Raw genomic sequence first — 22475 nt, forward strand, 5'->3', positions numbered from 1 at the left:
AGTTATCCCTGGCTCCGCTCACGTCGCAGGGCCCGCACGCCACGGAACCCGATCACCCCAACCGCCGTCCCCAAGAGAAAGGACGTGACGGCGAGCAGCAGATGCACCCAGAAGTACGTGGTCGGGTCACCCGCGTCGTCGAAGGCGAGCCCGCTGCCGTCCTTCAGCAAATTCTTGGCGAAAGTGATCCAGATGAACCAGCTCCACACCCCGAAGGCGAGCAGGAACCAGGAGACGGAGCGGCTGAGCTTCATAGGCCCAGTATCGCCACCGGCTCCCGCCCCCCGCCGCCGGGGTGCGAAGGCGAGCGCGGACACCGGCGCTGGGCCGACCTGGCGCACCTCACGGCGGGTCACTACCGCCATGTCCGCATCCACATCAGCGCCCTGTACGTTCTCGATCGTGTCTGCCGTTAAAAAGACCGCACTGACGGTCCTCTCCGCAACGCTGCTGCCCGCACTCACCGCACTGCCCGCGCACGCGGCAGCCGCGGACGACAAGCAGCCAAAGCCCCCAGTTTCGATGTCGACGGTGGGCGGCACACAACTCGGGCAGCCCGGTACGCAGGTGGAGCTCGGCCCGGGCTCCCCCATTCTCCCGAAGGAGCTGAGCGCCCGGTCGTGGATCGTCGCCGATGCCGAATCCGGCGACGTACTCGCGGCGCACAACTCCCACTGGCGGCTGCCCCCGGCGTCCACCATGAAGATGCTCTTCGCGGACACGGTCCTGCCCAAGCTGCCCAAGACGCAGGTCTACAAGGTGAAGGACACCGACCTCGCCGGCATCGGTGAGGGCAGCAGCCTCGTCGGCATCAAGGAGAAGCACACATACACCGTCCACGACATGTGGCTCGGCGTGTTCCTGAAGTCAGGCAACGACGCCGTGCACGTCCTGGCCGAGATGAACGGCGGGATGAAGAAGACCGTCCGGGACATGCAGGCGCACGCCGAAGAGCTCCAGGCGCTCGACACCACCGTCGTCTCGCCCGACGGTTACGACGCGAAGGGCCAGGTCAGCAGCGCGTACGACCTGACGCTCATCGCCCGCAGCGGCATGCAGAAGAAGGACTTCCGCGAGTACTGCTCGACTGCGAGCGCCATCTTCCCCGGCGAGAAGAGAGGGAAGAAGCGCGAAACCTTCGAGATCCAGAACACCAACCGCCTGCTGACGGGCACGCCGGACATCGAGCCGTACAAGGGCATGGCGGGCGTCAAGAACGGCAACACCACGCATGCCGGAGCGACGTTCACGGGTGTCGCGCAGCGCGGCGACAAGGTGCTGCTGGTGACCGTCATGAACCCGTCCGCGAAGGAGGGCCACGCCGTCTACAAGGAGGCCGCCCGCCTGCTCGACTGGGGCTTCGAGGCCTCGGGGAAGGTCACCCCGGTGGGTGAGCTCGTGCCGCCGAAGTCCGCCGAGACCGGCCCCGACGCACCCTCCGCCAAGGGCAAGGGCGGCAAGGGCAAGGAGGTCGGCACAGGCGGCGACAAGGCGGCCGCCAATGATCCGGCCACCCAGCTCGCGGTGACCGACGACGGCAGCAGCGGCGTCGGCACCGCGCTCGCGATCACGGGCGGCGCGCTGGTGGTGCTGGCGGCCGGCGTGTTCCTGGTCAATCGGCGCTGGCCGCTGCCCGCCCTGGCGCGCCGCCGCCCGCGCCGCTAGCGGGCGCGCTGCCGGGCGGGGGGCTGCCGGTTCCAGTGGGCGGGCTCCCGGCCGGCGGTTCACCGGCCGGCGGACCGGCGGCCGGCGGACCGGCGGCCGGCGGACCGGCGGCCGGCGGACCGGCGGCCGGTGCGTCGTCCTGGTCGTCCTCGGCCTTCTCCGCTTCGGACCCGTCGGACCCGTCACCCTGCTCGGCCCGTTCGCCGGCGTGCCGCGTCGCCGTCCAGGCCGCGCAGCACAGCAGCAGCTTCGCCGTGAGGTTGATCCACAGCAGCAGGGCCACGGGAACGCCGAACGCCCCGTACATGCTCTTCGCCGCGACGCCCTTCATGTAGCTGCCGAGCAGCACCTTGAGCAGCTCGAAGCCGACCGCGCCGATGAGCGACGCGGTGATCAGCCGGTGCCTGACCGGCTGTACCCCCGGCAGCAGGGTCAGGACGTACAGCAGGATCAGGAAGTCCGCGCCGACCGCGAGGACGAGCGCGGCGATCTGCAGCATCACGCCGCCCGCGCCGCTCTCAGGGATGCCGATCTGTTCGGCGGTCCAGTCGACGGCCGTCGAGCCGATCGAGGAGGCGGCCCAGGACGACAGCCCGATCACGCCGAGGCCGCCCAGCACCACGGCGTCCTTGAGCTTGCGCACGACGGGGTTGCCCTCGTCCACGTCGTCCAGCTCCCAGACGGCCCGCAGGCATTCCCGCATCGAGCCGACCCACCCGATGCCGGTGAAGAGCAGCAGGGCGCCGGCGACGAGGCCGACTGTGCCCGCGTTCTCCACAAGGGAGGCGAGGTCGAGCTGGCCGGAGATACCGGGCACCTGCTCGGCGATCTTGTTCTCCATGCGGTGCAGCTGATCGTCGGAGAGCAGGGCCGCGCCGATCGCGGCGGTGACGGTGATCAGCGGGAAGAGCGAGAGGAAGCTGATGAAGGTGATCGCGGCGGCCAGCCGGGTCCAGTGGACGCGGTCGAGCGTTTCGTACGTACGCCAGGCGTGAGTGACCATCAGTCGGGTCACGAACGGGCCGACGACGGGCAGTCTTTTTAGCCAGTCCATGAAATGCGCCTACCCTCCGCGGCGAAAACCAGCGTCCGGGTTCCCCAGAAACGCAGGCAGGTGGCGAGCGCCATGCCGGCGACCGCTCCCGAGACGGTGTCGGCGCGGGGGGAGGTGAGCCCGAGGCCGTAGTGGCAGGCGGTGAGGCAGAGGAGTTGTACGAGGGCTCCCGCGAGGTTGACGGCGAAGAAGATCGCGTACTGCCGCGCCCGTGCCCGGACGCGGACCGCCGCCCGCTGCTGCCGCTGCCGGTAGGTGCCGAGTGCGTTTCCGGCGTACGCGCTGGTCGCACTGGTCAGGCCCTTGACGGCCGCCCCTCTCACAGATCGGCCACCGCGAGCCCGTACATCGCCACCCACACCAGGCCGATGACGGCGAGCCCCCGGTCGCGCAGGACGACGTCCTCGGGGGCTCCGGCCGTGCCCCGGTCGGCGAAAACGGCGTACCGCAGCACGGAGAGGATGAACGCGACCATCGACAGCTGACGCCACGGCAGCAGGCTGCCGTTGGCCGTGCCGCCGCTCTCCAGCGCCCACAGGCAGTACCCCAGTACGGCGACTCCGGCCGCGAGCTGCCAGACGAAGCGCAGGTAGCCGGTGGTGTATTCGCCGAGGAGGGCGCGGGTGGCGCCGCGCTTCTCCGGGCGGCCGGCCATCTGCACGGCCTCGGAGTAGCGCTTCGCGGCGACCATGAAGAGCGCGCCGAAGCCCGCGGTGATCAGGAACCAGCGGGAGAGGGGGATGTGGAGCGCCACGCCGCCGATCATCGCGCGCATCAGGAAACCGGTGGTGACGACGACGAGATCGACGACGAGGACGTGCTTGAGCCGCACGCAGTACGCGAACTGCATGAGGACGTACGCCGTGAGGAGAGCGGCCGTCATCGCGTTGCAGAGCAGGACGGCGGCGACCGGTGCGAGGACGGCGAGCAGCCCCCCGGCGGCGTACGCGACGGGTACGGGGACCTGGCCCGCGGCGACGGGGCGGCGGCACTTGACGGGGTGCGCGCGGTCGGCGTCGGCGTCGCGCGCGTCGTTGATCAGGTAGACGGCGGACGCGGCGGCGGTGAACAGTACGAAGACGACGGCCAGTTGGGCCAGGGACCGGGGGGAGGCCAGTTCGCCGGCGGCGGCGGGCGCGGCGAGGACCAGCACGTTCTTGACCCACTGGCGGGGGCGCGCGGTGCGCAGCAACCCGGCGGGCAGGCTCAGCGGCCGCCGCCTCGGCGCTCGGGGCGGCGCGGCGCGGCGGGGCTGCCCGATGACGGCGGCGGGGGTGGTGGCGGTTGTGGTTGTTGTGGTGGTGGTACTGCGCTCAGACATACGGGGCACCTCCGTCGGTCGCGGCCACGGCCACGGCTGCGGCGGCGGCCGGCCCGGCCATCCAGGCCGCGCCGAGTCCGGCGGTGATCCCGCCGAGCAGGACACCGGCCACGACATCGGTCGGGTAGTGGACGCCGACCACCAGCCGGGACACGCACATCGCGGCGGCCAGCGGCGGCACAAGGCGGTGGCCGGCGGGGCGCAGCACGCCGAAGGCCACGGCCGCGGCGGCCGCCGATGCCGCGTGGGAGCTGGGGAAGGAGTGCCGGCCCGCGGTGCTCACCAGGGGCTCCAGGGCGGCGAGCTGGGGGCGGGCGCGGCGTACGGCCAGCTTGATTCCCATGCTCGCCAGGTGCGCCGCGCCGATCAGCGCCGTACCGCGCAGCCAGGCGTGGCGGCGTTCGTGGTCGGCCCCCGCGCCCAGGAGGCCTGCGGCGATCCAGACGGCGCCGTGCTCACCGCACCAGGAGAGCCCCCGGGCGGCGGCCGCCACGCGTGGATCCGTACCGCAGTCCCGCATTGCCGACAGCAGACGGCGATCAACCTCTCGCATCCGTCACCCCTTTTCCGTAGCGGCGACCCGGCCAGTCGGTCGGGCGCAGGCAAGGGGCGACTCTGCTCGGATTAAGCAGACTAGTCATGTTAATTGCTGACGACACACCACCAACCACCCATTTGCCCAGCACACCAGGCGATTTACTGAACTGCGATGTTTAGGGACGATACGGTCACTGTCATGCCTGTCGACACCGCGTCCGCCTCGGCCTCTGCCTCCGCTTCCGCCTCCGCCTCCGCCTCGGCCTCCGCCTCAGTGGAAGTCACCGGTTGGGGCCGCACCGCCCCGACGACCGCCGCCCGCCTGGTCCGGCCCCGTTCGTACGAGGAGGCGGCGGCCGCGGTCCTCGACTGCGCGGCCCACGGCGCGCGCGGCGGCATCGCGCGCGGGCTCGGCCGGGCGTACGGCGACGCGGCGCAGAACGCGGGCGGCTCCGTACTCGAAATGACCGGGCTGGACCGCATCAGTACGGTCGACGCCCGGGCGGGCGTCGTGGTGTGCGACGCGGGCGTGAGCCTGCACCGGCTGATGGAAGTGCTGCTGCCGCTCGGCTGGTTCGTGCCGGTGACGCCCGGGACCCGGTACGTGACCGTGGGCGGCGCGATCGGCGCCGACATCCACGGCAAGAACCACCACGGCTCGGGCTCCTTCTCGCGTCACGTCGTCTCGCTCGAACTGCTCACCGCCGACGGCGAGGTGCGTACGGTCCCCTCCGGCACCGGACTGTTCGACGCAACGGCCGGCGGCATGGGCCTGACCGGCGTCATCCTTTCGGCGAGCATCCAACTCCTCCCGGTGGAGACCTCCTTCATGCGGGTCGACACCGAACGCGCCGCCGACCTGGACGACCTGATGGCCCGCCTCACCGCCACCGACCACCGCTACCGCTACTCGGTCGCCTGGATCGACCTCCTCGCGCGCGGCGCGGCCATGGGGCGCTCGGTCCTCACCCGGGGGGAGCACGCCCCGCTGGACGCGCTCCCGGCGGGCGCCCGCCGGGAGCCGCTCGCGTTCCGGCCGGGACGGCTCCCGGCCGCGCCCGGGTTCGTACCGGAAGGGCTGCTCGGCAGGGCATCGGTGGGGCTGTTCAACGAGCTCTGGTACCGCAGGGCACCGCAAGCGCGCCGCACCGGTGAAATCCAGAAACTGTCGACGTTCTTCCACCCGCTGGACGGTGTCCCGCACTGGAACCGGATCTACGGGCCCGGCGGGTTCGTCCAGTACCAGTTCGTCGTCGGGTACGGACAGGAGGAGGCCCTGCGCCGGATCGTCGGCCGCATCTCGGGGCGTGGTTGCCCGTCGTTTCTCGCCGTACTGAAACGGTTCGGGGACAGCGATCCGGGCTGGCTTTCCTTCCCGGTGCCCGGCTGGACGCTCGCGCTGGACATCCCGGCGGGCCTGCCGGGGCTGGGCGCGTTCCTCGACGAGCTCGACGAGGAGGTCGTGGCGGCCGGCGGCCGCGTCTACCTGGCGAAGGACTCCCGGCTGCGGCCGGAGCTGCTGGCGGCGATGTATCCGCGGCTGCCGGAATTCCGGGCGCTGCGCGCCGAACTCGACCCGCGCGGCGTCTTCACGTCGGACCTCTCCCGCCGCCTTTCCCTCTGACTGACGTTGTCCGTACACGTCCCCCTCCAGGAGCGCATCATGAAGGACGCCTTCGGCATCCCCCAGTCCCTGCTCGTCCTCGGCGGCACGTCCGAGATCGGCCTCGCCACGGCCCGCCGCCTGATCGCCCGCCGCACGCGTACGGTCTGGCTGGCCGGCCGCCCGTCCCCCGCCCTCGAAGAGGCGGCGGCCGGGCTGCGGGGGCTGGGCGCGGAGGTCCGTACCATCGCATTCGACGCGCTCGACCCCGTGGCGCACGAGGAAAAGCTCGGCAAGGTCTTCGCCGAGGGTGACGTCGACATGGTGCTGCTGGCCTTCGGCGTCCTCGGCGACCAGGCGCACGACGAGGAACAGTCCCTGTCGGCGGTCAGGGTCGCGCAGACGAACTACACGGGCGCCGTCTCGGCCGCCCTGGTGTGCGCGAACGCGCTCCAGGGACAGGGCCACGGCTCACTGGTCGTGCTGTCGTCGGTGGCGGGCGAGCGCGCCCGCCGCGCGAATTTCATCTATGGGTCGAGCAAGGCGGGCCTGGACGCCTTCGCGCAGGGCCTGGGCGACGCGCTGTACGGGACGGGCGTGCACGTGATGGTCGTACGCCCCGGATTCGTCCGGTCGAAGATGACGGCGGGCCTGCCGGAGGCACCCCTGGCGACCACCCCCGCGCTGGTCGCTACCGCCATCGAGCTCGGGCTGCGGCGGCGCTCGGAGACGGTGTGGGTGCCGGGGGCGATGCGGTTCGTGATGTCGGCGCTCCGGCACCTACCGCGACCGTTGTTCCGGCGGCTGCCGGTCTGAGCGCGAATCCGGCCCCTCCGGCGCTTGAGGAGCGGGGTCTGGGGCAGCGCCCCAAAAAGCCCCGCAGGGCACGCCCCAGCCGTCAGGACCGAAGCGAGGGCGTCGCCGGCTGGTCCACCGGCGAGTTCTGGGCCGGGACAACGCCTACGGCCCCGCCCCCGAACGCGTACTCCCGGAGCTTGCGCCACACCCCGTCCGCCCCCTGCTCGTACAGCGCGAACCCGGTGCAGGCCCACTCCGCCTCGTACTCCGCGAGCTCTTCGTAGGCCCGGTCCATCCCCTCTTCGGAGATGCCGTGGGCGACCGTGACATGCGGGTGATACGGGAACTGAAGATCGCGCACCAGCGGCCCCGACGCGTCCCGCACCCGCTTCTGGAGCCACGCGCAGGCCGCCGCACCCTCGACGACCTGCACAAAGACGACCGGGGAGAGCGGGCGGAACGTACCCGTACCCGACAGCCGCATCGGGAAGGAGCGCCCGGACGCAGCGACGGCGCCGAGGTGCGCCTCGACGGCGGGCAGGAGCGCCGCGTCGACCTCGGTGGGCGGGAGGAGGGTGACATGCGTGGGGATGCCGTGCGCGGCCGGATCCCCGAAGCTAGCGCGCCGCTCCTGGAGCAGGCTGCCGTACGGCTCCGGGACCGCGATCGAAACGCCGAGCGTTACGGTCCCCACGTCGTTCTCCTCCGTCGTCGTCCGGTACGTCCTGTGTGGTGCTGCCAGTGTGCAGTGTGGCGGGCCCGCGGCCCTCGTGGCCAGAGTCCTTGGTCCGAACCTTGGTCACGTTCCGGACCGACCGGCACCCTCGCTCAGTGCTTGGCGGGCAGCAGACCGACCTTCTCGTAGGCCTGGGCGAGGGTCTCCGCGGCAACCGTACGGGCCTTCTCGGCGCCCTTGGCCAGGACCGAGTCCAGCGTCTCCGGGTCGTCCAGATATTCCTGGGTGCGGGCCCGGAACGGCGTGACGAACTCCACCATCACCTCGGCAAGGTCCGTCTTCAGCGCGCCGTACATCTTGCCCTCGTACTTCTTCTCCAGCTCGGCGACGGTCTCGCCGGTGAGCGTGGAGTAGATGGAGAGCAGGTTGCTGACGCCCGGCTTCTCGACGGCGTCGTAACGGATCACGGTGTCGGTGTCCGTGACCGCGCTCTTGATCTTCTTAGCGGTCACCTTGGGCTCGTCGAGCAGGTTGATCAGGCCCTTCGGCGTCGACGCCGACTTGCTCATCTTGATCGCCGGGTCCTGGAGATCAAAGATCTTCGCCGTCTCCTTGAGGATGTACGGCGCCGGGACGGTGAACGTCTCGCCGAAGCGGCCGTTGAACCGCTCGGCCAGGTCGCGGGTCAGCTCGATGTGCTGACGCTGGTCCTCGCCGACCGGGACCTGATTGGCCTGGTAGAGCAGGATGTCGGCGACCTGGAGGATCGGGTACGTGAAGAGGCCGACGGTGGCGCGGTCGGAGCCCTGCTTGGCGGACTTGTCCTTGAACTGCGTCATGCGCGACGCCTCGCCGAATCCGGCCAGGCAGTTCATGACCCAGCCGAGCTGGGCGTGCTCGGGCACGTGGCTCTGCACGAAGAGCGTGCAGCGGTCCGGGTCGAGGCCGGCAGCCAGCAGCTGGGCCGCGGCGAGCCTGGTGTTGGCACGCAGTTCGGCAGGGTCCTGCGGAACGGTGATCGCATGCAGGTCGACGACCATGTAGAAGGCGTCGTGCGTTTCCTGCAGGGCGACCCATTGGCGTACGGCGCCAAGATAGTTGCCGAGGTGGAACGAGCCTGCGGTGGGCTGGATGCCGGAGAGCACGCGGGGACGATCAGAGGCCATGAACTCATTCTCTCAGGTGTGGAACCCAACTCGGTTCTCCGGTGTATCAAGAGTGTGGAGACGCGGGAGGGGACCCTGGAGGGGGGCCGCATCGGCATCGACGATGCTGCGGTGATCGCGCGCGTACGGTCCGGGGAGCCCGAGGCGTACGCGGAACTGGTGCGCGCCTACACAGGTATCGCGGTCAGAGCGGCTGTGGCGCTTGGAGCGGGTGCGGACGCGGAAGACGTGGTGCAGGCGGGCTTCTTCAAGGCGTACCAGTCGCTGGGGCGCTTCAGGGACGGCTCGGCGTTCCGGCCGTGGTTGCTCCAGATTGTCGCGAATGAGACGAGAAACACAGTTCGCTCGGCGGGGCGTCTGCGGGCGGCGACGGGGCGGGAAGCGGCGTTGCTGGGTGCGGGGCCGGTGATACCGGAATCGGCCGATCCGGCGGTGGCGGCGCTGGCGGAGGAGCGGCGGCAGCAGTTACTGGCCGCGCTGGACGAGCTGAGCGAGGACCAGCGCCGGGTCGTCACGTACCGCTATCTGCTGGAGATGGACGAGGCGGAGACGGCGGAGGCACTGGGCTGGCCGCGGGGCACGGTGAAGTCGAGGCTGAACCGCGGGCTGAAGAAACTGGGGCAGATTCTGCCGGGGGCGTGGGAAGGGGGTGATGAGCATGAGTAGCGACCTGCCCGAGGAGCTGCGCGAGACGCTGCCCGACGAGCTGCGCGAGCTGGGGCGCGGGATGCGGGTCCCGGACGTCGACGGGGCGACGATGGCCGAGCGGGTGCTGGCGCAGATCATCGCGGAGGCGGTACCCGTGCCGGTGGCCGGGCCTCCGGGGCGCGGCGAGCGGGTACGGGCCTGGGCGCGGCGCAGGTGGCGGCTGCTGACCGCCGGGCTGTCCGGGCTGCTGGTCGTGCTGGTGCTCACGCCCCCGGTGCGGGCGGCCGTCGTGGAGTGGTTCGACTTCGGCGGCGTGGAGGTGCGGTACGACCCGACGGCCTCGCCGCCGGGGTCGCCCGGCGCGGGGCCGCCCGGCTGCCCGCAGGGGCTGACGGTGGCGGAGGCGGCGCTGCGGGCCGGCTTCGATCCGGTGCTGCCGGCGGGGCTGGGGGAGCCGGTGGCGGCTTCGGTCTCGGACGACCGGCGGGTGCTGTCCGTGTGCTGGGGGAAGGTCCGGATCGACGAGTTCCGGGCGACCATCGATCCGCTCTTCTACAAGGCGACGCCCGTGCCCGCCGCTTATACGGAAGTGGACGGCCGCACAGCCCTGTGGTTTTCGGAGCGCCACCGGCTGACGCTGAAGCTCGTGGACGAGGCCGGCCGGTCGTACGGGTACGAGGTCAGGGCGGCCGGCCCGACCCTGCTCTGGCAGCACGGCGGGCTGCTGACGCTGCGGCTGGAGGGCGTGGAGTCCATGGAGCGCGCGGTGAAACTCGCAGAATCCACCCGCTGAGAGTGGAACCCGCAAGGCGTGGGCGGTGTATGAGAAGTGACACCGCAGCGAGGTGTCACGACACTGCGGCGACGCATCGACGGGGGACGAACCATGCGATTGCTACGACGACTTGCCGCCCTTGCCGGGGTGGTGCTCGCGATGATTCTGCTGGGTGCGTCACGGGCCGCGGCGGGCGGTCCTACCAGCGTGCTGGTGGTCTCGCCGGACAGCGGACAGGCCGCTTCGCTCTACCACACAGCCGCCCGCTACCAGGAGTTGGCGAAGCACCTCGGTCCCGGGGAGGCGCACGGAGTGCGCAAGCGTCCCCTGGAGATCGACGGCGCGGTGGACGAGGGCGGGACATGGCGCCGGCTCACTGTGACGTGGCTTCGGCACGATGTGTCCGTGTGGCGGGTCGACCGGGTGCACCTGCCGAAGCAGGGCGGCCCGATATGGGTCAGCACACAGACCGAGGGCCAGTTGGTCCCAGCCGAGCGCTGGCACCTGGCCGACGAGCCCGCGAAGCTGCGCGCCCTGCTGGACCGGCTGGGCGTGCTGGGCAAGGCCGGGGCCGTCGGCGCGGCGGGCGTGGGCGGCGGCGGCTTCCCGCCGGACTTTGTCAGCAGGTCAGAAGCCGAAGAGCGCGAGTCCGAAGCAGCCGTGCGAGAAGACGCCGAACCGGAAGCCGCGTCACCGGGAGCGGCTGAATCCGGCGTGGCGGCGCCGGGCCGGTCGGGTGACAGAGCCGGCTCGGCGGACTGGTGGTGGCCGATACCGGGGCTGGCGGCCGGGGCCCTGATCGGCTTCGCCGGGGTCACTCTGGTCCGGCGCGGCACGGCCCGACGGGAGCCGGGTCACCAGGACCCGGGCCCGCCGGGGCCTCGACGTCAACTCATCGACATGTGAGGGGCGTCGGACGGGTTCGCTGTCTCAGCCCGTGCCGGCCCCTGCCGGGTCAGCCCGGTCAGTCCGTGGGGAGGCCCGGTGCGGGGAAGGCGGCCATGAGGTCGGCGACTTCGGCGCGGATCGCGGCGAGGGCGTCCTCGTCGCCGGTGCGGGCGGCGGTGACGCCCCGGTCGATCCAGTCGGCGACGGCCGGCATGTGTTCCGTCGCGAGACCGCGCGAGGTGAGGGAGGGGGTGCCGATGCGGACGCCGGACGGGTCGAACGGCTTCCTCGGGTCGTACGGGACGGTGTTGTAGTTGACGACGATCCCGGCCCGGTCCAGGGCCTTCGCCGCCACCTTGCCGGGCACATCCTTGGGGGTGAGGTCCATCAGGATCAGGTGGTTGTCGGTGCCGCCCGAGACCAGGTCGAAGCCGCGGGCCAGCAGGGCCTCGGCGAGCGCCTTGGCGTTGTCGACGACCGCGTGCGCGTAGTCGCGGAAGGAGGGCTGGGCCGCCTCGTGGAGGGCGACGGCGATGGCTGCGGTGGTCTGGTTGTGCGGGCCGCCCTGGAGGCCCGGGAAGACGGCCTTGTCGATGGCCTTCGCGTGCTCCTCGCGGGACATCAGCATCGCGCCGCGCGGGCCGCGCAGGGTCTTGTGCGTGGTCGTCGAGATCACGTCGGCGTGCGGGACCGGGGACGGGTGGGCGCCGCCGGCGATGAGGCCTGCGATGTGGGCTACGTCCGCGACGAGCACGGCGCCGGACTCGCGGGCGATCTCCGCGAAGGCGGCGAAGTCGATGGTGCGAGGGAGAGCGGTGCCACCGCAGAAGATCAGCTTCGGGCGTTCCTTGAGGGCGAGATCGCGCACCTCGTCGAAGTCGATCAGCCCGGTGTCCTGGCGTACGCCGTACTGGACGCCGCGGAACCACTTTCCGGTGGCCGAGACACCCCAGCCGTGGGTGAGGTGACCGCCCATCGGGAGGGCCATGCCCATCACGGTGTCGCCGGGCTCGGCGAAGGCGAGGTAGACGGCGAGATTGGCGGGCGAGCCGGAGTAGGGCTGGACGTTGGCGTGGTCGACGCCGAACAGGGCCTTGGCCCGGGCGGTGGCGAGCCGTTCGACCTGGTCGATGTTCTGCTGGCCCTCGTAGTAGCGCCGGCCCGCGTAGCCCTCGCTGTACTTGTTCTGCAGCACGGTGCCGGAGGCTTCGAGTACGGCCTGCGAGACGTAGTTCTCGCTGGGGATCAGGCGCAGGGTGTCGGCCTGCAGCTGTTCCTCGGCTCCGACCAGGGCGGCCAGTTCCGGGTCCGTGGCGGAGAGGGCGGGGTGGCTGAGCGGGAGAGTCATCTTGTCCTCCGGGGCGAGCGGTCAGTGTCCGGTCGTGATCCCGGGGTGCCCAGGCGGGCGGCACCTCGTGCTTTGTTCCCCGCACGGCTTCCCCGCGGTCTGTTCCGCGTACGCCAGTCGCCGTGCGTACCCGCCACCCTAGCGGCCGCACCGCAAAGCATGGTTTCTTCGTCCGGCATACGAGCGACGATAGAAAGGGGCACCATCCATGCCCCTCGCCGGATGGATTTGTTTCGACGATCGGAGACCCCGTGTCGACCACCCAAGCCGCCCTCGCCTCTGCCGAGGCTCACAGCGCACACAACTACCATCCTCTCCCCATCGTCGTGTCGTCGGCGGACGGCGCCTGGATGACCGACATCGAGGGGCGCCGCTACCTCGACATGCTCGCCGGGTACTCGGCGCTGAACTTCGGCCACTGCAACCGCCGGCTCATTGACGCCGCCAAGGCGCAGCTCGACAGAGTGACGCTGACCTCCCGGGCCTTCCATCACGACCGGTTCGCCGAGTTCTGCACGCAGCTCGCCGAGCTCTGCGGCATGGAAATGGTGCTGCCGATGAATACCGGGGCCGAGGCGGTGGAGACAGCCGTGAAGACGGCCCGCAAGTGGGGCTACAAGGTGAAGGGCGTGCTGGACGGCCGAGCGAAGATTGTGGTCGCGGGAAACAATTTCCACGGCCGTACGACGACGATCGTCAGCTTCTCGACCGACCACGAGGCCCGCGCGGACTTCGGCCCGTACACCCCGGGCTTCGAAATCGTCCCGTACGGAGATCTGACCGCGCTGAACGCCGCGGTGACCGAGAACACCGTGGCCGTGCTGCTCGAACCGATCCAGGGTGAGGCGGGCGTCCTGGTACCGCCGGCCGGATACCTGGCGGGCGTACGGGAATTGACCCGCCGGCGGAACGTGCTCTTCATCGCGGACGAGATCCAGTCCGGTCTCGGGCGTACGGGAAAGACCTTCGCCTGCGAGCACGAAGGCGTCGTCCCCGACATGTACGTCCTGGGCAAGGCGCTCGGCGGCGGCGTGGTGCCGGTGTCCGCCGTCGTGTCGTCGGCCGAGGTGCTGGGGGTGTACAAGCCGGGCGAGCACGGTTCGACGTTCGGCGGAAACCCGCTGGCCTGCGCGGTGGCGCTGGAGGTCATCGCGATGCTGCGCACCGGCGAGTTCCAGCAGCGCGCCACCGAGCTCGGCGACCACCTCCACCAGCAGCTGGGCCTGCTGGTGGGCGGCGGCGCGGTGGAGGCGGTGCGCGGCCGCGGGCTGTGGGCGGGCGTCGACATCGCCCCGTCGCGCGGCACCGGGCGGCAGATCTCCGAGAAGCTGATGGACCGGGGCGTCCTGGTCAAGGACACCCACGGTTCGACCATCCGGATCGCCCCGCCGCTGGTGATCAGCAAGGAGGACCTGGACTGGGGCCTCGACCAGCTCGGCGCGGTGCTGGCGGGCCAGTAGAGACCTGCGCCCTGCGCCGTGCGTTCGCTGTGGCGTCACAGCGAACGCACGGATGCGGCGGCCGCCAGCGCTGCCTCGACGGCGCGTGTGGGCATGCGAACTCCTGGAGAGTGCGAGGCGCGGCATGGGCGCCGAGCCTGTTCGGCCCTCCCCCTGGACCTCACCCCGGCCCACGCGAGCAGCATGTCCGTCAGGGCCGCGCGCCGCACGCGGGGTGGCCCATTCGAGCCTGGCCCGGGCCGCCCCCGGTCCGTCCCGGCCCGCCGCCACCGCCTCTCAGAGGATTACGTGCGGCAGGAAGCGGGCGTACTCGTCCGTGATCAGGCCCGAGGACTCCCGGATGCCCAGTCCCGCCGCCTCGTCCTCGACGACCCACGCCCCGAGCACCACACGGTTGCCGTCGAAGTCGGGCAAGGGCGCCAACTCCTGGTAGCAGAAGGGTTGTTCATCCTCCGCGCGAGCGGCAGCCGACTCCGAGCCCGGCTCGTGGATCGTGACGCCGGCGCCCTCGCGGCCAAGCAGCGGCTTGGCGACGTATCCGGGCCCGTCGGAGGCGGCGAGCTCGCGCGGGCTGTCGAGATACGCGGCGAGCAGGTTCGGATGGCCGGGGTAGAGCTCCCAGAGGATCGCGAGCAGCGCCTTGTTGGAGAGCAGCATCTTCCAGGCCGGCTCGATCCAGCAGGTGGTGCCCGAGCCGCCGCCGTTGTCGAGCGTGTTCAGGACGTGCGGCCCGAAGCGGTCGGTCGTCAGCCACTCCCACGGGTAGAGCTTGAAGCAGCTGCGGATGAAGCGCAGCCGGCCGTCGACGAAGCGGCCCGAGAGCCGGTCCCAGCCGATCTGTTCGACGGACAGCGCCTCCGTGGCGATCCCGGCCTGCTGGGCCGTCTCGCGCAGGTACGCGACCGTCATCAGGTCCTCGCCGAGCTCGTCGCCCTCCGAGTGGACGAAGTGCAGCGGCCCGGGCGGCAGCAGCGGTGCCTGGCGCTTCCACGCGTCGACGAGCCGCTCGTGCAGGGAGTTCCACTGGTCTGCGCCGGGGAAGCGCTCCTCCATCCAGAACCACTGCGGGCTGGCGGCCTCCACCAGCGAGGTGGGGGTGTCGGCGTTGTACTCCAGCATCTTGGCGGGGCCCGTGCCGTCGTACCGCAGATCGAACCGCCCGTAGATGGAGGGGAGTTCGGCGCGTCGCCGCCAGGAGGTGGCGATCCGCGAGGCCAGTCGCGGGTCCGTGATGCCGAGGTCGGCGAAGCGGTCGTGCTCCACGATGTGCGCGGCGGCGGCCAGGCACATGGCGTGCAGTTCCTCGACGACCTCCTCCAGCGCCTCGACCTCGGGCAGCGAGAATTCGTAGTACGCGCTCTCGTCCCAGTACGGGCGCAGCGACCCGTCCGGGAAGCGGGTCAGCGGGTAGATGAGGCCCTGCTCCTCGACGGTCTGCTGCCAGCCGGGGCGTGGTTCGATCGTGTGTCGCTTCATCGGTCCGTCCGGTCCGTCAGCCGCCGCCGGAACCGAAGCCGGAGCCGAAGCCGCCCCGGTCGACCGCGGACTTGTCGAAGCTGCCGTCCGTCACCTTGCCGCTGCTGACGCTGCCGCCGTAGTAGTACCGGCCGGAGCTGCTGGAGCCGTCGTCCTCGCACTCGTAGTCCGGCAGCACTTCCTGGGTGACCCGATCCACGCACCGCCGGTCCGGCTCCGAGCCGCAGGCGGTGAGCGTCGCCGCGAGCACGCCCATGCCGCCGAGCAGGACCGTGCCTGACCTCAGTTTGCGCCGTCGTGCCGCCATGTCCCGGCCCCTCCCCCGTCGTTCGAACAGATTCTCCAGACCGTCCGACAGACTAGATGGCCCGCTCCGGCCGCCGGAACCCGGTGCACGATCTCCAACCCCTCTAGAGTCGGTTTGTGATCCTTGGGATGATCTGCGCGCTCTCTTCGGCGGTCTGCATCGGTACGGCCTCCGTGCTCCAGGCCGTCGGGGCCCGCGCCGCGCAGCTCGGCACCGGCAGCGGGGTCGACGTGGCGCTGATGCTGCGCGCCCTGCGTCAGTGGCGGTACGTCGCCGGTCTCGCCCTCTACGGCCTCAGCTTCGCGCTCCAGATCGTCGCCCTGCTCACCATCCCCATCTACGCCGTCGAGGCGGCCCAGGCCGCGAGCCTCGCCGTCACCGCCGTGCTCGCCGCCCGCGTGCTGAAGGTCCGCCTCCGAGGTACGGAGTGGGCCGCGGTGACCGTCGTCTGCGCGGGCCTGGCGATGCTCGGGCTGTCCGTCGGCGCGGACGGCAGGAGCGACGGCCCGCCCGCCCTGCGGTACGCCATGCTCGGCGTCGCCTTCGCCGTGCTGCTCGCGGGCGCGGCGGCGGGCCGCCTGCCGGGCCGGGCCCGCGCCCTGGTCCTGGGCTTCGGCGCGGGCACCGGCTTCGGGGTGGTGTCGGTCTCGGTGCGGCTGCTCGACGACCTGGCACCGTCGGCGCTCGTCGCCAATCCGGCCGTGTACGCGCTGCTGCTGGGCGGCGGCACGGCGTTCCTGCTGCTCACGTCGGCGTTCCAGCGCGGCTCGGTGACCACGGCGACGGCGGGCATGGTGGTCGGCGAGACGATCGGCCCGGCCGTGGTGGGTGTCGTGTGGCTCGGCGACCGTACGCGGGAGGGCTTGGCGGTGCCGGCGGCCGTGGGCTTCGCGGTGGCGGTGGCGGGCGCGCTGGCCCTGGCCCGGTTCGGCGAGCCCCCGGCGATCGCGGCGGCGGCGGGGCCGGCCGACGCGCCGTAGGAGGCGCTGGGGAACGGCCCTGCGGGGGGCTCGGGAGCGGGGGTGCGTGGGCGCGGGAGCGCGGCGCACGTTCCCTGCGGGGCTTTCCCCGACCCGCCCCTTCCCGCTGTGACACTTTGCGGCTCCGCCGCGTGAGGGGCACTGCCCCAGACCCCGCTCCTCAAACGCCGGAGAGGCTGGAATGCGGCTGGGCCGGGGTTGATCACATCCAGCCCGGCCGACGTTTGAGGCCTTTCGGGAAGGGGCGGGGTGGGGGGAAAGGCCCCTCGGACGCCCCCCACGCACCAGACCCGCCCGCAGTGGTTTATCGTTCACCCGTGCGTGGAGCGCTGCCGCCGAAAGGTGGCCGCACACGCACCGCCCCGGTCGGTCCCCCCGTCCGGCCGGGGCTCCCCCTCCCCCACCGACCGTCACGGCAGTGCCCGGCACAGCGCGTCCAGCGCCCCCGCCCACGCGCTGTCCGGCGGCGTCGCGTACCCGACCACCAGCGCGTCCCGGTCCCGCTCCGCCGACGGATGCCGGAAGCTGCCCACGCCGTCCAGCGCGAGCCCCTGCCACGCCGCCGCCTGCACCACGGACCGTTCCGTGCCCGCCGGGAGTTCGAGCACCGCGTGCAACCCCGCAGCGATCCCCGTCACCCGTACGTCCGGCGCCCGTTCCGCGAGCGCCGCCACCAGCTGGTCGCGCCGCCGCCGGTAGCGCAGCCGCATCGAGCGCACATGACGGTCGTACGCCCCCGAGCCGATGAACTCCGCGAGGGTCAGCTGGTCCAGCGCGCTTGACGCCCAGTCGACCACCCCCTTCGCCGCCGTCACCTCCTCCACCAGTGACTCCGGCAGCACCATCCAGGCCAGCCGCAGCCCCGGCGCGAGCGACTTGCTCGCGGTCCCCAGGTAGACCACACGCCCGGGATCGAGTCCCTGAAGGGCGCCGACCGGCTGCCGGTCGTAACGGAACTCCCCGTCGTAGTCGTCCTCCAGGATCAGCCCGCCCGTACCCCGCGCCCAGTCGACGGCCGCCGCGCGCCGGTCCGGATGCAGAGCGACCCCGATCGGAAACTGATGAGCCGGCGTCAGCAGCACCGCCCCTGTCCCCGCCCCCCGCAGCTCCGTCAGCTCCCCCGTGCGCGATCCGTGCCCGTCGAACCCCAGCGCCGGGGTGCGCAGCCCAGCCTCCGTGAGCAGGTCCCGGTGGAAGTGGAGACCGTACGACTCCACCGCCACCTCCCGTACGCGCCGCTGCCGCAGCACCTTCGCGATCAGCATCAGCCCGTGCACGAAGCCGGAGCAGATGACGACGCGGTCCGCCGTGGCCCGCACGCCGCGCGCCCGCGCCAGATACTCGGCGACGGCGGTACGCAGCTCGACTCGCCCGCGCGGATCGCCGTACCCGAAGGCCTCGTGCGGCGCGGCGGTCAGCGCGCGCCTGGCCGCCTTCAGCCATTCGGCACGCGGAAAGGAGGCGAGGTCGGGGGCGCCGGGCATGAGGCTGTACGCCGGTTTACGCCGCGCACTGTGCCGCGTCACGGCAGCGGCGGGCGCGGCCTTGTGCGGCGCGGCCACGGCCCGCTGCGCGACCCGCGTGCCGGAGCCCTGCCGGGCGGTGAGCCAGCCCTCGGCGACGAGTTCGGCGTACGCGTCGGCGACGGTGTTACGAGCGACGCCCAGGTCGACGGCGAGCGAATGCGAGGACGGCAGCCGCGTCCCGGGGGCCAGCCTGCCCGTACGGACGGCTTCACGCAGGGCGTTCATCAGGCCCGTACGCAGCCCGGAACCACCCAACTCCACATGCAGGTCAACACCGTAGGTGGCCCATGAATCCGTCACGGAAATGGACCATACCGGTGGGCTGTCAGCCCCGTAACGTCGTCCCTATGAAGATAGACAAGGCCCCCGAACACACCCCCCGCCTGGAGATGGCCAAGCTGGCACCCGAGGTCTACAAGGCCATGGTCACGGTCGACGCCGCCGCGAAGAAGGGCCTCGACCCGTTCCTGGTCGAGCTGGTCAAGATCCGCGCATCACAGATCAACCACTGCGCCTTCTGCCTCGACATGCACGCCAAGGACGCGCTTGCCGCCGGCGAGACGATCGAGCGGATCACCCAGCTCGCAGCCTGGGAGGAATCCCGGCACTTCTACACGGAACAGGAAGCCGCTGCGCTCGAACTCACCGAGGCCGTGACCGTCCTGACGGACGGATTCGTCCCCGACGAGGTGTGGGAAAAGGCGGCCAAGCACTTCGACGACACCCAACTGGCCCACCTGACCGCCGTCATCACGGTCATCAACGCCTGGAACCGCTTCGCCGTAACGACCCGCATGGTCCCCGGCCACTACACCGCAGGCGCCTTCAAGCACTGAGCCACAACCGCGATCAGAAGTCGCTCCAGAGGTCGGACATCGTCTCGGACATCGTCGCGTACGACATCGCGAAGAAGACGCAGAACGCCACCATCACGGCGCAGAACACCACCGCGAACACCGCACCGGCCGTCGCCCGCACCGCACTCGACGGCGGCTGCGCGGTGGCCCGGTCCGGGCAGCCCGCAGGGTAATGGACAGGCACGATGTCCCCCTCGACGATCGTGCCGGGACCGTTCGTCTCCTCGAATCGCACGGGTGCGGCGCCGCCGGGCACCGTGAACTCGTACACGTGATGCAGGGTCGTGCGAGTCCCGCTGTCCCCGCCGCTGCGCGTCGTCGTATACGTACGCAGGCACCGCGCCTCAGCGGTGAGCCCACTGCGCCACGCCTCGCGCAGCCGCAGCAACGAGACGACGGTCTTGGCAGCCATGAGCACGGCGACGGCCGCGATCAGCGCGGGTACGGCGTAGAACATGAAGTCCATCGGTGATTCCCCCGTTGTGGGCAAGTAGCCCTTAAGCGCTCACTCCTGCTCTGCCCGTACATGATGTACGTGACGTATGAGCGCCGTAAGCCCGGCCCGGTTGATCGACAGCACCTGGGACGGCTCGTCGCTCTCGCGCAGGCGGATCACGCCGTCGGCGGCAGCAACCTCAACGCACTCGTTACCATCGGCTCCACCGGAGAAGGACGACTTCTGCCAGTAAACAGCGGCGGTCACGGCTGCTCCGCCCGTACGCGACGTATCAAGGCCGCGATCCCGTCGCGGGTGACCGACAGGACCTGGGCCGGTTCGTCGCTTTCACGGAGCCAGATGCCGCTCTGCGAGCTGGCCAGCTCCACACAGCTGTCACCGTCGCCTCCGCCAGAGAAGGAAGACTTCTGCCACTGAACAGACTTGCTGGTCATGCTGATGCCTCACAGTTCCTTCGTCATGCGGTGGATGAGATCCCGCGACGCCAGGGGATCGAGCACTACTTCCTCCACCTTACGAAACAACCTTCGAAACCGACCCAGTTGTGACTCCGCACCGATAAAGGCAGCACCATGCGGGCCGTCACGAAGCACGGTGTCCAGTTGGGGCACCGCACCACCCGCATACATCATCGTGGCGCCAGCCCCGGCGAATCCGTCCACGTCGAAGGGGACTACGCGCACCACGACGTGTCCAGCCTCGGCCTGCCGCAGAATCTCCTGAAGCTGTGCACCGGCCACCTGGCGGCCCGATACGCGAGTACGCAGCACGGACTCGTGAATGATCGCCTCGTACGCAGTGGGATTGTCGCCCTCGATGACCACCTTGCGCCCCATCCGGTGCTCCACCCTGGGTTCGAGCTCGCTCGGCGGAAGCTCCAAGCCCATATACGAGTAGACCGCACGAGCGTAGTCCGCCGTCTGCAAGAGCCCCGGTACGTACGTCATGGCCACGTCACGCAGAAACGATGCGTGATGCTCCAGCTCCGCCAGGTCCAAGAACCCTGGCGGCAGCACCCCCCGATACTCCTCCCACCAACCGCGCGTACGGTCGGTGGCCATCGCGACCAAGGCGTCGATCAACGCCGCGTCAGCACAGGCACAGTGGGCAGCGAGCCTGCGCACACGCTCCTCGCCGACGCCCGAGTTACCCGCCTCCATCTGGCTCATCTGGGCTGAGTTCGACCCCAGAACCCCCGCCACCTCTCGGGCTGACATGCCCGCAGCTTCCCGAAGTTTGCGCAGCTCGGCGCCCAGGCGTACCTGGCGGGCGGTCGGCTGACTCCTTGCTGTCATGTGATCGGCACCTCCTCAATAGCCAGTGGGTCAGGGCAGTTTGACTCGCCCCATTCGGGTGGCAGATTACGTCAGGGACTTGCGCAGGTAAAAATTTTTACCCTACGGTGAGTGACGCGTCGCACACGCTGCGATCACCGGGACTCCGGAAGCGCACCGCACCGCCATGCCATGACGGCCGCGACATTGCCACCGCCCTCCGACCGCCGCACACCAGCCACCTCCCTCACTCCACACGGAGTCCTCGCATGCCGAATTCAACGAAGAACACCGGCAGTGACACCGAACCCTGGCAGTACACCCTTTACATCCCCCACGACCCCCGCGCCGTCACCATCTGCCGCCGCACCCTGCGCCTCATCCTCAACGCCCACGGCCTGCCCCACCTCGCCGAGGCCGCCGAGCTTTTGGCCACCGAGCTGATCAGCAACGCCGTACGCCACACCAAGGGCCCTGCCGCCCTCCGCCTGCGCTGGGCGGACAGGATCCTCCGTATCGGCGCCTGGGACGCGGACCCCACCCCGCCCGCACCGCCGCCGCCCAGGCAGCCCGCCGCCATGGACGCCGAACACGGCCGCGGCCTCGACCTCGTCCGGAGCTGCGCCGACAACTGGGGCTGGTACCCCCTCACCACGGCCGACGACGACAGCGGCAAATACGTCTGGTGCGAACTGCGCGCCGCGTAACTCCAACTCCCCTCTTCTGTACGGTTACGGACACCTCCCGGCCGGATTTCAGGCCGGGAGGTGTCCGTAACCGTACAGAAGCCGTTTCCCGGGGCCCGTCAACCCTCATGCCCCTGCGCGGCGCAACGCCAGCCACTCCTGCACACGTCGGCAGCCGCTCCGGGGGAGGCGGTGGGAACGGGTGTAAACGACAAGCTTCGGATTCCTGGCTGCCGTAGGGTCTCTTCGACATCGACGGGGAGAGACTTCATGCAGGTAGAGAAGGCCAGAGGGCTGCTGGCAGTCGTCATGGCAACAGGACTCCTGTTGGGTTGCGGCAGCGCCCCGGTGCCCGCCGAGGTGGCCCGGCAGAAGGCTGCTCAAAGATCCCCGTACGGTGCCGTGGAAGACCTCCCCGAGTCTCTGTCTGCGGACGGCAGCATGATTGTGGTGGGTGATCCCAAGGCACCCACGACGATTCGCGTCTACGAGGATCTGGCTATAGGCATCTGCCGGGAGTTCGAGACGACCGAAATAGGCCCCGACCTACGGGAGCTGATGCTCGCACGCACGGTGAAGACCGAGTACGTGTTTGTCTCTGTCCTTGGCGAGAGCCGATGGAGCGATGGCTCCGCGTTGAAGGTCATCAACGCGCTGCGTGCGGCACTGGAGCAGGACCATTTCGCCGAGTTCCACAAGCTTGTGGCCGAGAACTACACGAAGGGTGGCTACACGGACGCCTCACTGCTCCGTCTGGCCTCACGCATCCCTGGGCTGCGGAATGCCGCCTTCGAGAAGGCCGTAGAGACCATGGCGTACGAGGACTTCCTGGCCGCAGCCGAGCACACGTACGACGAGGCGGACCCGGACGTCCCGACCCTAGCCATTAATGGCAAAGTCCTGCCCACTTTGCGACAGAGTTCCCTTTACGGCAAGGGGCGCCTGTCCGCCTACGTCAACGACCTGTCGTAGG

25 protein-coding genes, 1 pseudogene and 1 riboswitch are annotated in these 22475 nt (G+C 70.6%); of the genes and pseudogenes, 11 read left to right on the forward strand and 15 right to left on the reverse strand.

Annotated elements, in window-relative coordinates:
- Positions 1 to 2: 2 nt before the first annotated feature.
- Positions 3 to 254: an SCO4848 family membrane protein gene (locus J7E89_RS11470; protein ID WP_214972217.1), complete on the reverse strand. Its 252-nt coding sequence runs from the start codon at positions 252 to 254 to the stop codon at positions 3 to 5.
- Here J7E89_RS11470 and J7E89_RS11475 point away from each other — a divergent pair.
- Complete coding sequence (locus J7E89_RS11475; protein ID WP_214972219.1) at positions 193 to 1665, forward strand: hypothetical protein; 1473 nt, start codon at positions 193 to 195, stop codon at positions 1663 to 1665. The two genes, J7E89_RS11470 and J7E89_RS11475, sit on opposite strands and share 62 nt — an antisense overlap.
- Here the strand turns inward: J7E89_RS11475 and J7E89_RS11480 are convergent.
- From J7E89_RS11480 to J7E89_RS11495, 4 genes and pseudogenes are all read right to left on the reverse strand, one after another.
- Positions 1613 to 2719, reverse strand: a complete 1107-nt coding sequence (locus J7E89_RS11480) for a YihY/virulence factor BrkB family protein (RefSeq protein ID WP_214972222.1) — start codon at positions 2717 to 2719, stop codon at positions 1613 to 1615. The two genes, J7E89_RS11475 and J7E89_RS11480, sit on opposite strands and share 53 nt — an antisense overlap.
- Positions 2707 to 3018, reverse strand: a pseudogene (locus J7E89_RS11485) (GtrA family protein); the annotation flags it as partial. The gene J7E89_RS11480 and the pseudogene J7E89_RS11485, both read right to left, overlap by 13 nt.
- A gap of 20 nt (positions 3019 to 3038) precedes the next feature.
- Positions 3039 to 4040 carry a decaprenyl-phosphate phosphoribosyltransferase gene (locus J7E89_RS11490; protein WP_214972229.1) on the reverse strand — a complete coding sequence of 334 codons (1002 nt, stop codon included), beginning with the start codon at positions 4038 to 4040 and terminating at the stop codon, positions 3039 to 3041.
- Complete coding sequence (locus tag J7E89_RS11495) at positions 4033 to 4593, reverse strand: phosphatase PAP2 family protein (protein ID WP_214972233.1); 561 nt, start codon at positions 4591 to 4593, stop codon at positions 4033 to 4035. The genes J7E89_RS11490 and J7E89_RS11495 overlap by 8 nt, the downstream gene beginning before the upstream one ends.
- 183 nt (positions 4594 to 4776) lie before the next feature.
- Between J7E89_RS11495 and J7E89_RS11500 the strand changes: the two genes are divergently transcribed.
- Together J7E89_RS11500 and J7E89_RS11505 are read left to right on the forward strand one after the other, a co-directional pair.
- Complete coding sequence (locus J7E89_RS11500) at positions 4777 to 6201, forward strand: FAD-binding protein (RefSeq protein WP_214972237.1); 1425 nt, start codon at positions 4777 to 4779, stop codon at positions 6199 to 6201.
- 39 nt (positions 6202 to 6240) lie between these two features.
- Positions 6241 to 6996 carry a decaprenylphospho-beta-D-erythro-pentofuranosid-2-ulose 2-reductase gene (locus J7E89_RS11505; RefSeq protein ID WP_214972240.1) on the forward strand — a complete coding sequence of 252 codons (756 nt, stop codon included), beginning with the start codon at positions 6241 to 6243 and terminating at the stop codon, positions 6994 to 6996.
- An 82-nt stretch (positions 6997 to 7078) separates the two neighbouring features.
- On the opposite strand, the gene J7E89_RS11510 is transcribed toward J7E89_RS11505, so the two are convergent.
- Together J7E89_RS11510 and trpS are read right to left on the reverse strand one after the other, a co-directional pair.
- Complete coding sequence (locus J7E89_RS11510; protein WP_214972243.1) at positions 7079 to 7672, reverse strand: 2'-5' RNA ligase family protein; 594 nt, start codon at positions 7670 to 7672, stop codon at positions 7079 to 7081.
- A gap of 134 nt (positions 7673 to 7806) precedes the next feature.
- Positions 7807 to 8820: a tryptophan--tRNA ligase gene (gene trpS, locus J7E89_RS11515; RefSeq protein ID WP_214972246.1), complete on the reverse strand. Its 1014-nt coding sequence runs from the start codon at positions 8818 to 8820 to the stop codon at positions 7807 to 7809.
- 54 nt (positions 8821 to 8874) lie between these two features.
- On the opposite strand from trpS, the gene J7E89_RS11520 reads away from it, so the two are divergent.
- The 3 genes from J7E89_RS11520 to J7E89_RS11530 all read left to right on the forward strand — a co-directional run bounded on the left by J7E89_RS11520 (position 8875) and on the right by J7E89_RS11530 (position 11149).
- The gene (locus J7E89_RS11520; RefSeq protein WP_214972248.1) at positions 8875 to 9486 is read left to right on the forward strand and encodes an RNA polymerase sigma factor; all 612 of its coding nucleotides are present in this window, start codon (positions 8875 to 8877) and stop codon (positions 9484 to 9486) included.
- Positions 9479 to 10261 carry a hypothetical protein gene (locus J7E89_RS11525; protein WP_214972251.1) on the forward strand — a complete coding sequence of 261 codons (783 nt, stop codon included), beginning with the start codon at positions 9479 to 9481 and terminating at the stop codon, positions 10259 to 10261. Before J7E89_RS11520 ends, J7E89_RS11525 begins: the two co-directional genes overlap by 8 nt.
- Before the next feature lie 93 nt (positions 10262 to 10354).
- Positions 10355 to 11149: a hypothetical protein gene (locus J7E89_RS11530; protein ID WP_214972254.1), complete on the forward strand. Its 795-nt coding sequence runs from the start codon at positions 10355 to 10357 to the stop codon at positions 11147 to 11149.
- Positions 11150 to 11207: 58 nt separating this feature from the next.
- Here J7E89_RS11530 and glyA read toward each other — a convergent pair whose 3' ends face one another.
- Positions 11208 to 12479, reverse strand: a complete 1272-nt coding sequence (gene glyA, locus J7E89_RS11535; protein ID WP_214972257.1) for a serine hydroxymethyltransferase — start codon at positions 12477 to 12479, stop codon at positions 11208 to 11210.
- 40 nt (positions 12480 to 12519) lie between these two features.
- A riboswitch (ZMP/ZTP riboswitch) is annotated at positions 12520 to 12610 on the reverse strand.
- Positions 12611 to 12730: 120 nt separating this feature from the next.
- Between glyA and rocD the strand changes: the two genes are divergently transcribed.
- A complete protein-coding gene (rocD, locus tag J7E89_RS11540; protein ID WP_214972260.1) occupies positions 12731 to 13939 on the forward strand; it encodes an ornithine--oxo-acid transaminase in 1209 nt (402 codons plus the stop codon).
- A gap of 276 nt (positions 13940 to 14215) precedes the next feature.
- Here the strand turns inward: rocD and J7E89_RS11545 are convergent, their stop codons facing one another.
- Both J7E89_RS11545 and J7E89_RS11550 read right to left on the reverse strand, forming a co-directional pair.
- Positions 14216 to 15415: a glutathionylspermidine synthase family protein gene (locus tag J7E89_RS11545; RefSeq protein ID WP_214972263.1), complete on the reverse strand. Its 1200-nt coding sequence runs from the start codon at positions 15413 to 15415 to the stop codon at positions 14216 to 14218.
- Between the two features lie 16 nt (positions 15416 to 15431).
- Positions 15432 to 15722: a hypothetical protein gene (locus tag J7E89_RS11550; protein ID WP_214972264.1), complete on the reverse strand. Its 291-nt coding sequence runs from the start codon at positions 15720 to 15722 to the stop codon at positions 15432 to 15434.
- Between the two features lie 128 nt (positions 15723 to 15850).
- Between J7E89_RS11550 and J7E89_RS11555 the strand changes: the two genes are divergently transcribed.
- Entirely contained in the window at positions 15851 to 16702 is an 852-nt protein-coding gene (locus J7E89_RS11555; RefSeq protein ID WP_214972400.1) for a hypothetical protein, read from the forward strand.
- 410 nt (positions 16703 to 17112) lie between these two features.
- Here J7E89_RS11555 and J7E89_RS11560 read toward each other — a convergent pair whose 3' ends face one another.
- Positions 17113 to 18528, reverse strand: coding sequence for a PLP-dependent aminotransferase family protein (locus J7E89_RS11560; RefSeq protein WP_214972266.1), 1416 nt, complete (start codon positions 18526 to 18528; stop codon positions 17113 to 17115).
- A 47-nt stretch (positions 18529 to 18575) separates the two neighbouring features.
- Here J7E89_RS11560 and J7E89_RS11565 point away from each other — a divergent pair, with 47 nt between their 5' ends.
- Positions 18576 to 19064, forward strand: a complete 489-nt coding sequence (locus tag J7E89_RS11565) for a carboxymuconolactone decarboxylase family protein (protein ID WP_214972269.1) — start codon at positions 18576 to 18578, stop codon at positions 19062 to 19064.
- Between the two features lie 13 nt (positions 19065 to 19077).
- Here the strand turns inward: J7E89_RS11565 and J7E89_RS11570 are convergent, their stop codons facing one another.
- The 4 genes from J7E89_RS11570 to J7E89_RS11585 are packed head-to-tail and all read right to left on the reverse strand — an operon-like array spanning position 19078 to position 20837.
- Complete coding sequence (locus tag J7E89_RS11570; protein ID WP_214972272.1) at positions 19078 to 19551, reverse strand: DUF3592 domain-containing protein; 474 nt, start codon at positions 19549 to 19551, stop codon at positions 19078 to 19080.
- Positions 19552 to 19590: 39 nt separating this feature from the next.
- Positions 19591 to 19788, reverse strand: coding sequence for a DUF397 domain-containing protein (locus J7E89_RS11575; protein WP_214972275.1), 198 nt, complete (start codon positions 19786 to 19788; stop codon positions 19591 to 19593).
- Positions 19785 to 19976 (reverse strand): DUF397 domain-containing protein, encoded by a 192-nt coding sequence (locus J7E89_RS11580; RefSeq protein WP_214972278.1) that lies wholly within the window; start codon positions 19974 to 19976, stop codon positions 19785 to 19787. The genes J7E89_RS11575 and J7E89_RS11580 overlap by 4 nt, the downstream gene beginning before the upstream one ends.
- 9 nt (positions 19977 to 19985) lie before the next feature.
- Complete coding sequence (locus tag J7E89_RS11585) at positions 19986 to 20837, reverse strand: helix-turn-helix transcriptional regulator (protein ID WP_214972281.1); 852 nt, start codon at positions 20835 to 20837, stop codon at positions 19986 to 19988.
- A 248-nt stretch (positions 20838 to 21085) separates the two neighbouring features.
- Here J7E89_RS11585 and J7E89_RS11590 point away from each other — a divergent pair, with 248 nt between their 5' ends.
- Both J7E89_RS11590 and J7E89_RS11595 read left to right on the forward strand, forming a co-directional pair.
- Entirely contained in the window at positions 21086 to 21523 is a 438-nt protein-coding gene (locus J7E89_RS11590; RefSeq protein WP_214972284.1) for an ATP-binding protein, read from the forward strand.
- 249 nt (positions 21524 to 21772) lie between these two features.
- Complete coding sequence (locus J7E89_RS11595; protein ID WP_214972292.1) at positions 21773 to 22474, forward strand: thioredoxin domain-containing protein; 702 nt, start codon at positions 21773 to 21775, stop codon at positions 22472 to 22474.
- Position 22475: the final 1 nt, after the last annotated feature.

This window comes from Streptomyces sp. ISL-100, from assembly GCF_018614615.1.
GTDB lineage: Bacteria > Actinomycetota > Actinomycetes > Streptomycetales > Streptomycetaceae > Streptomyces.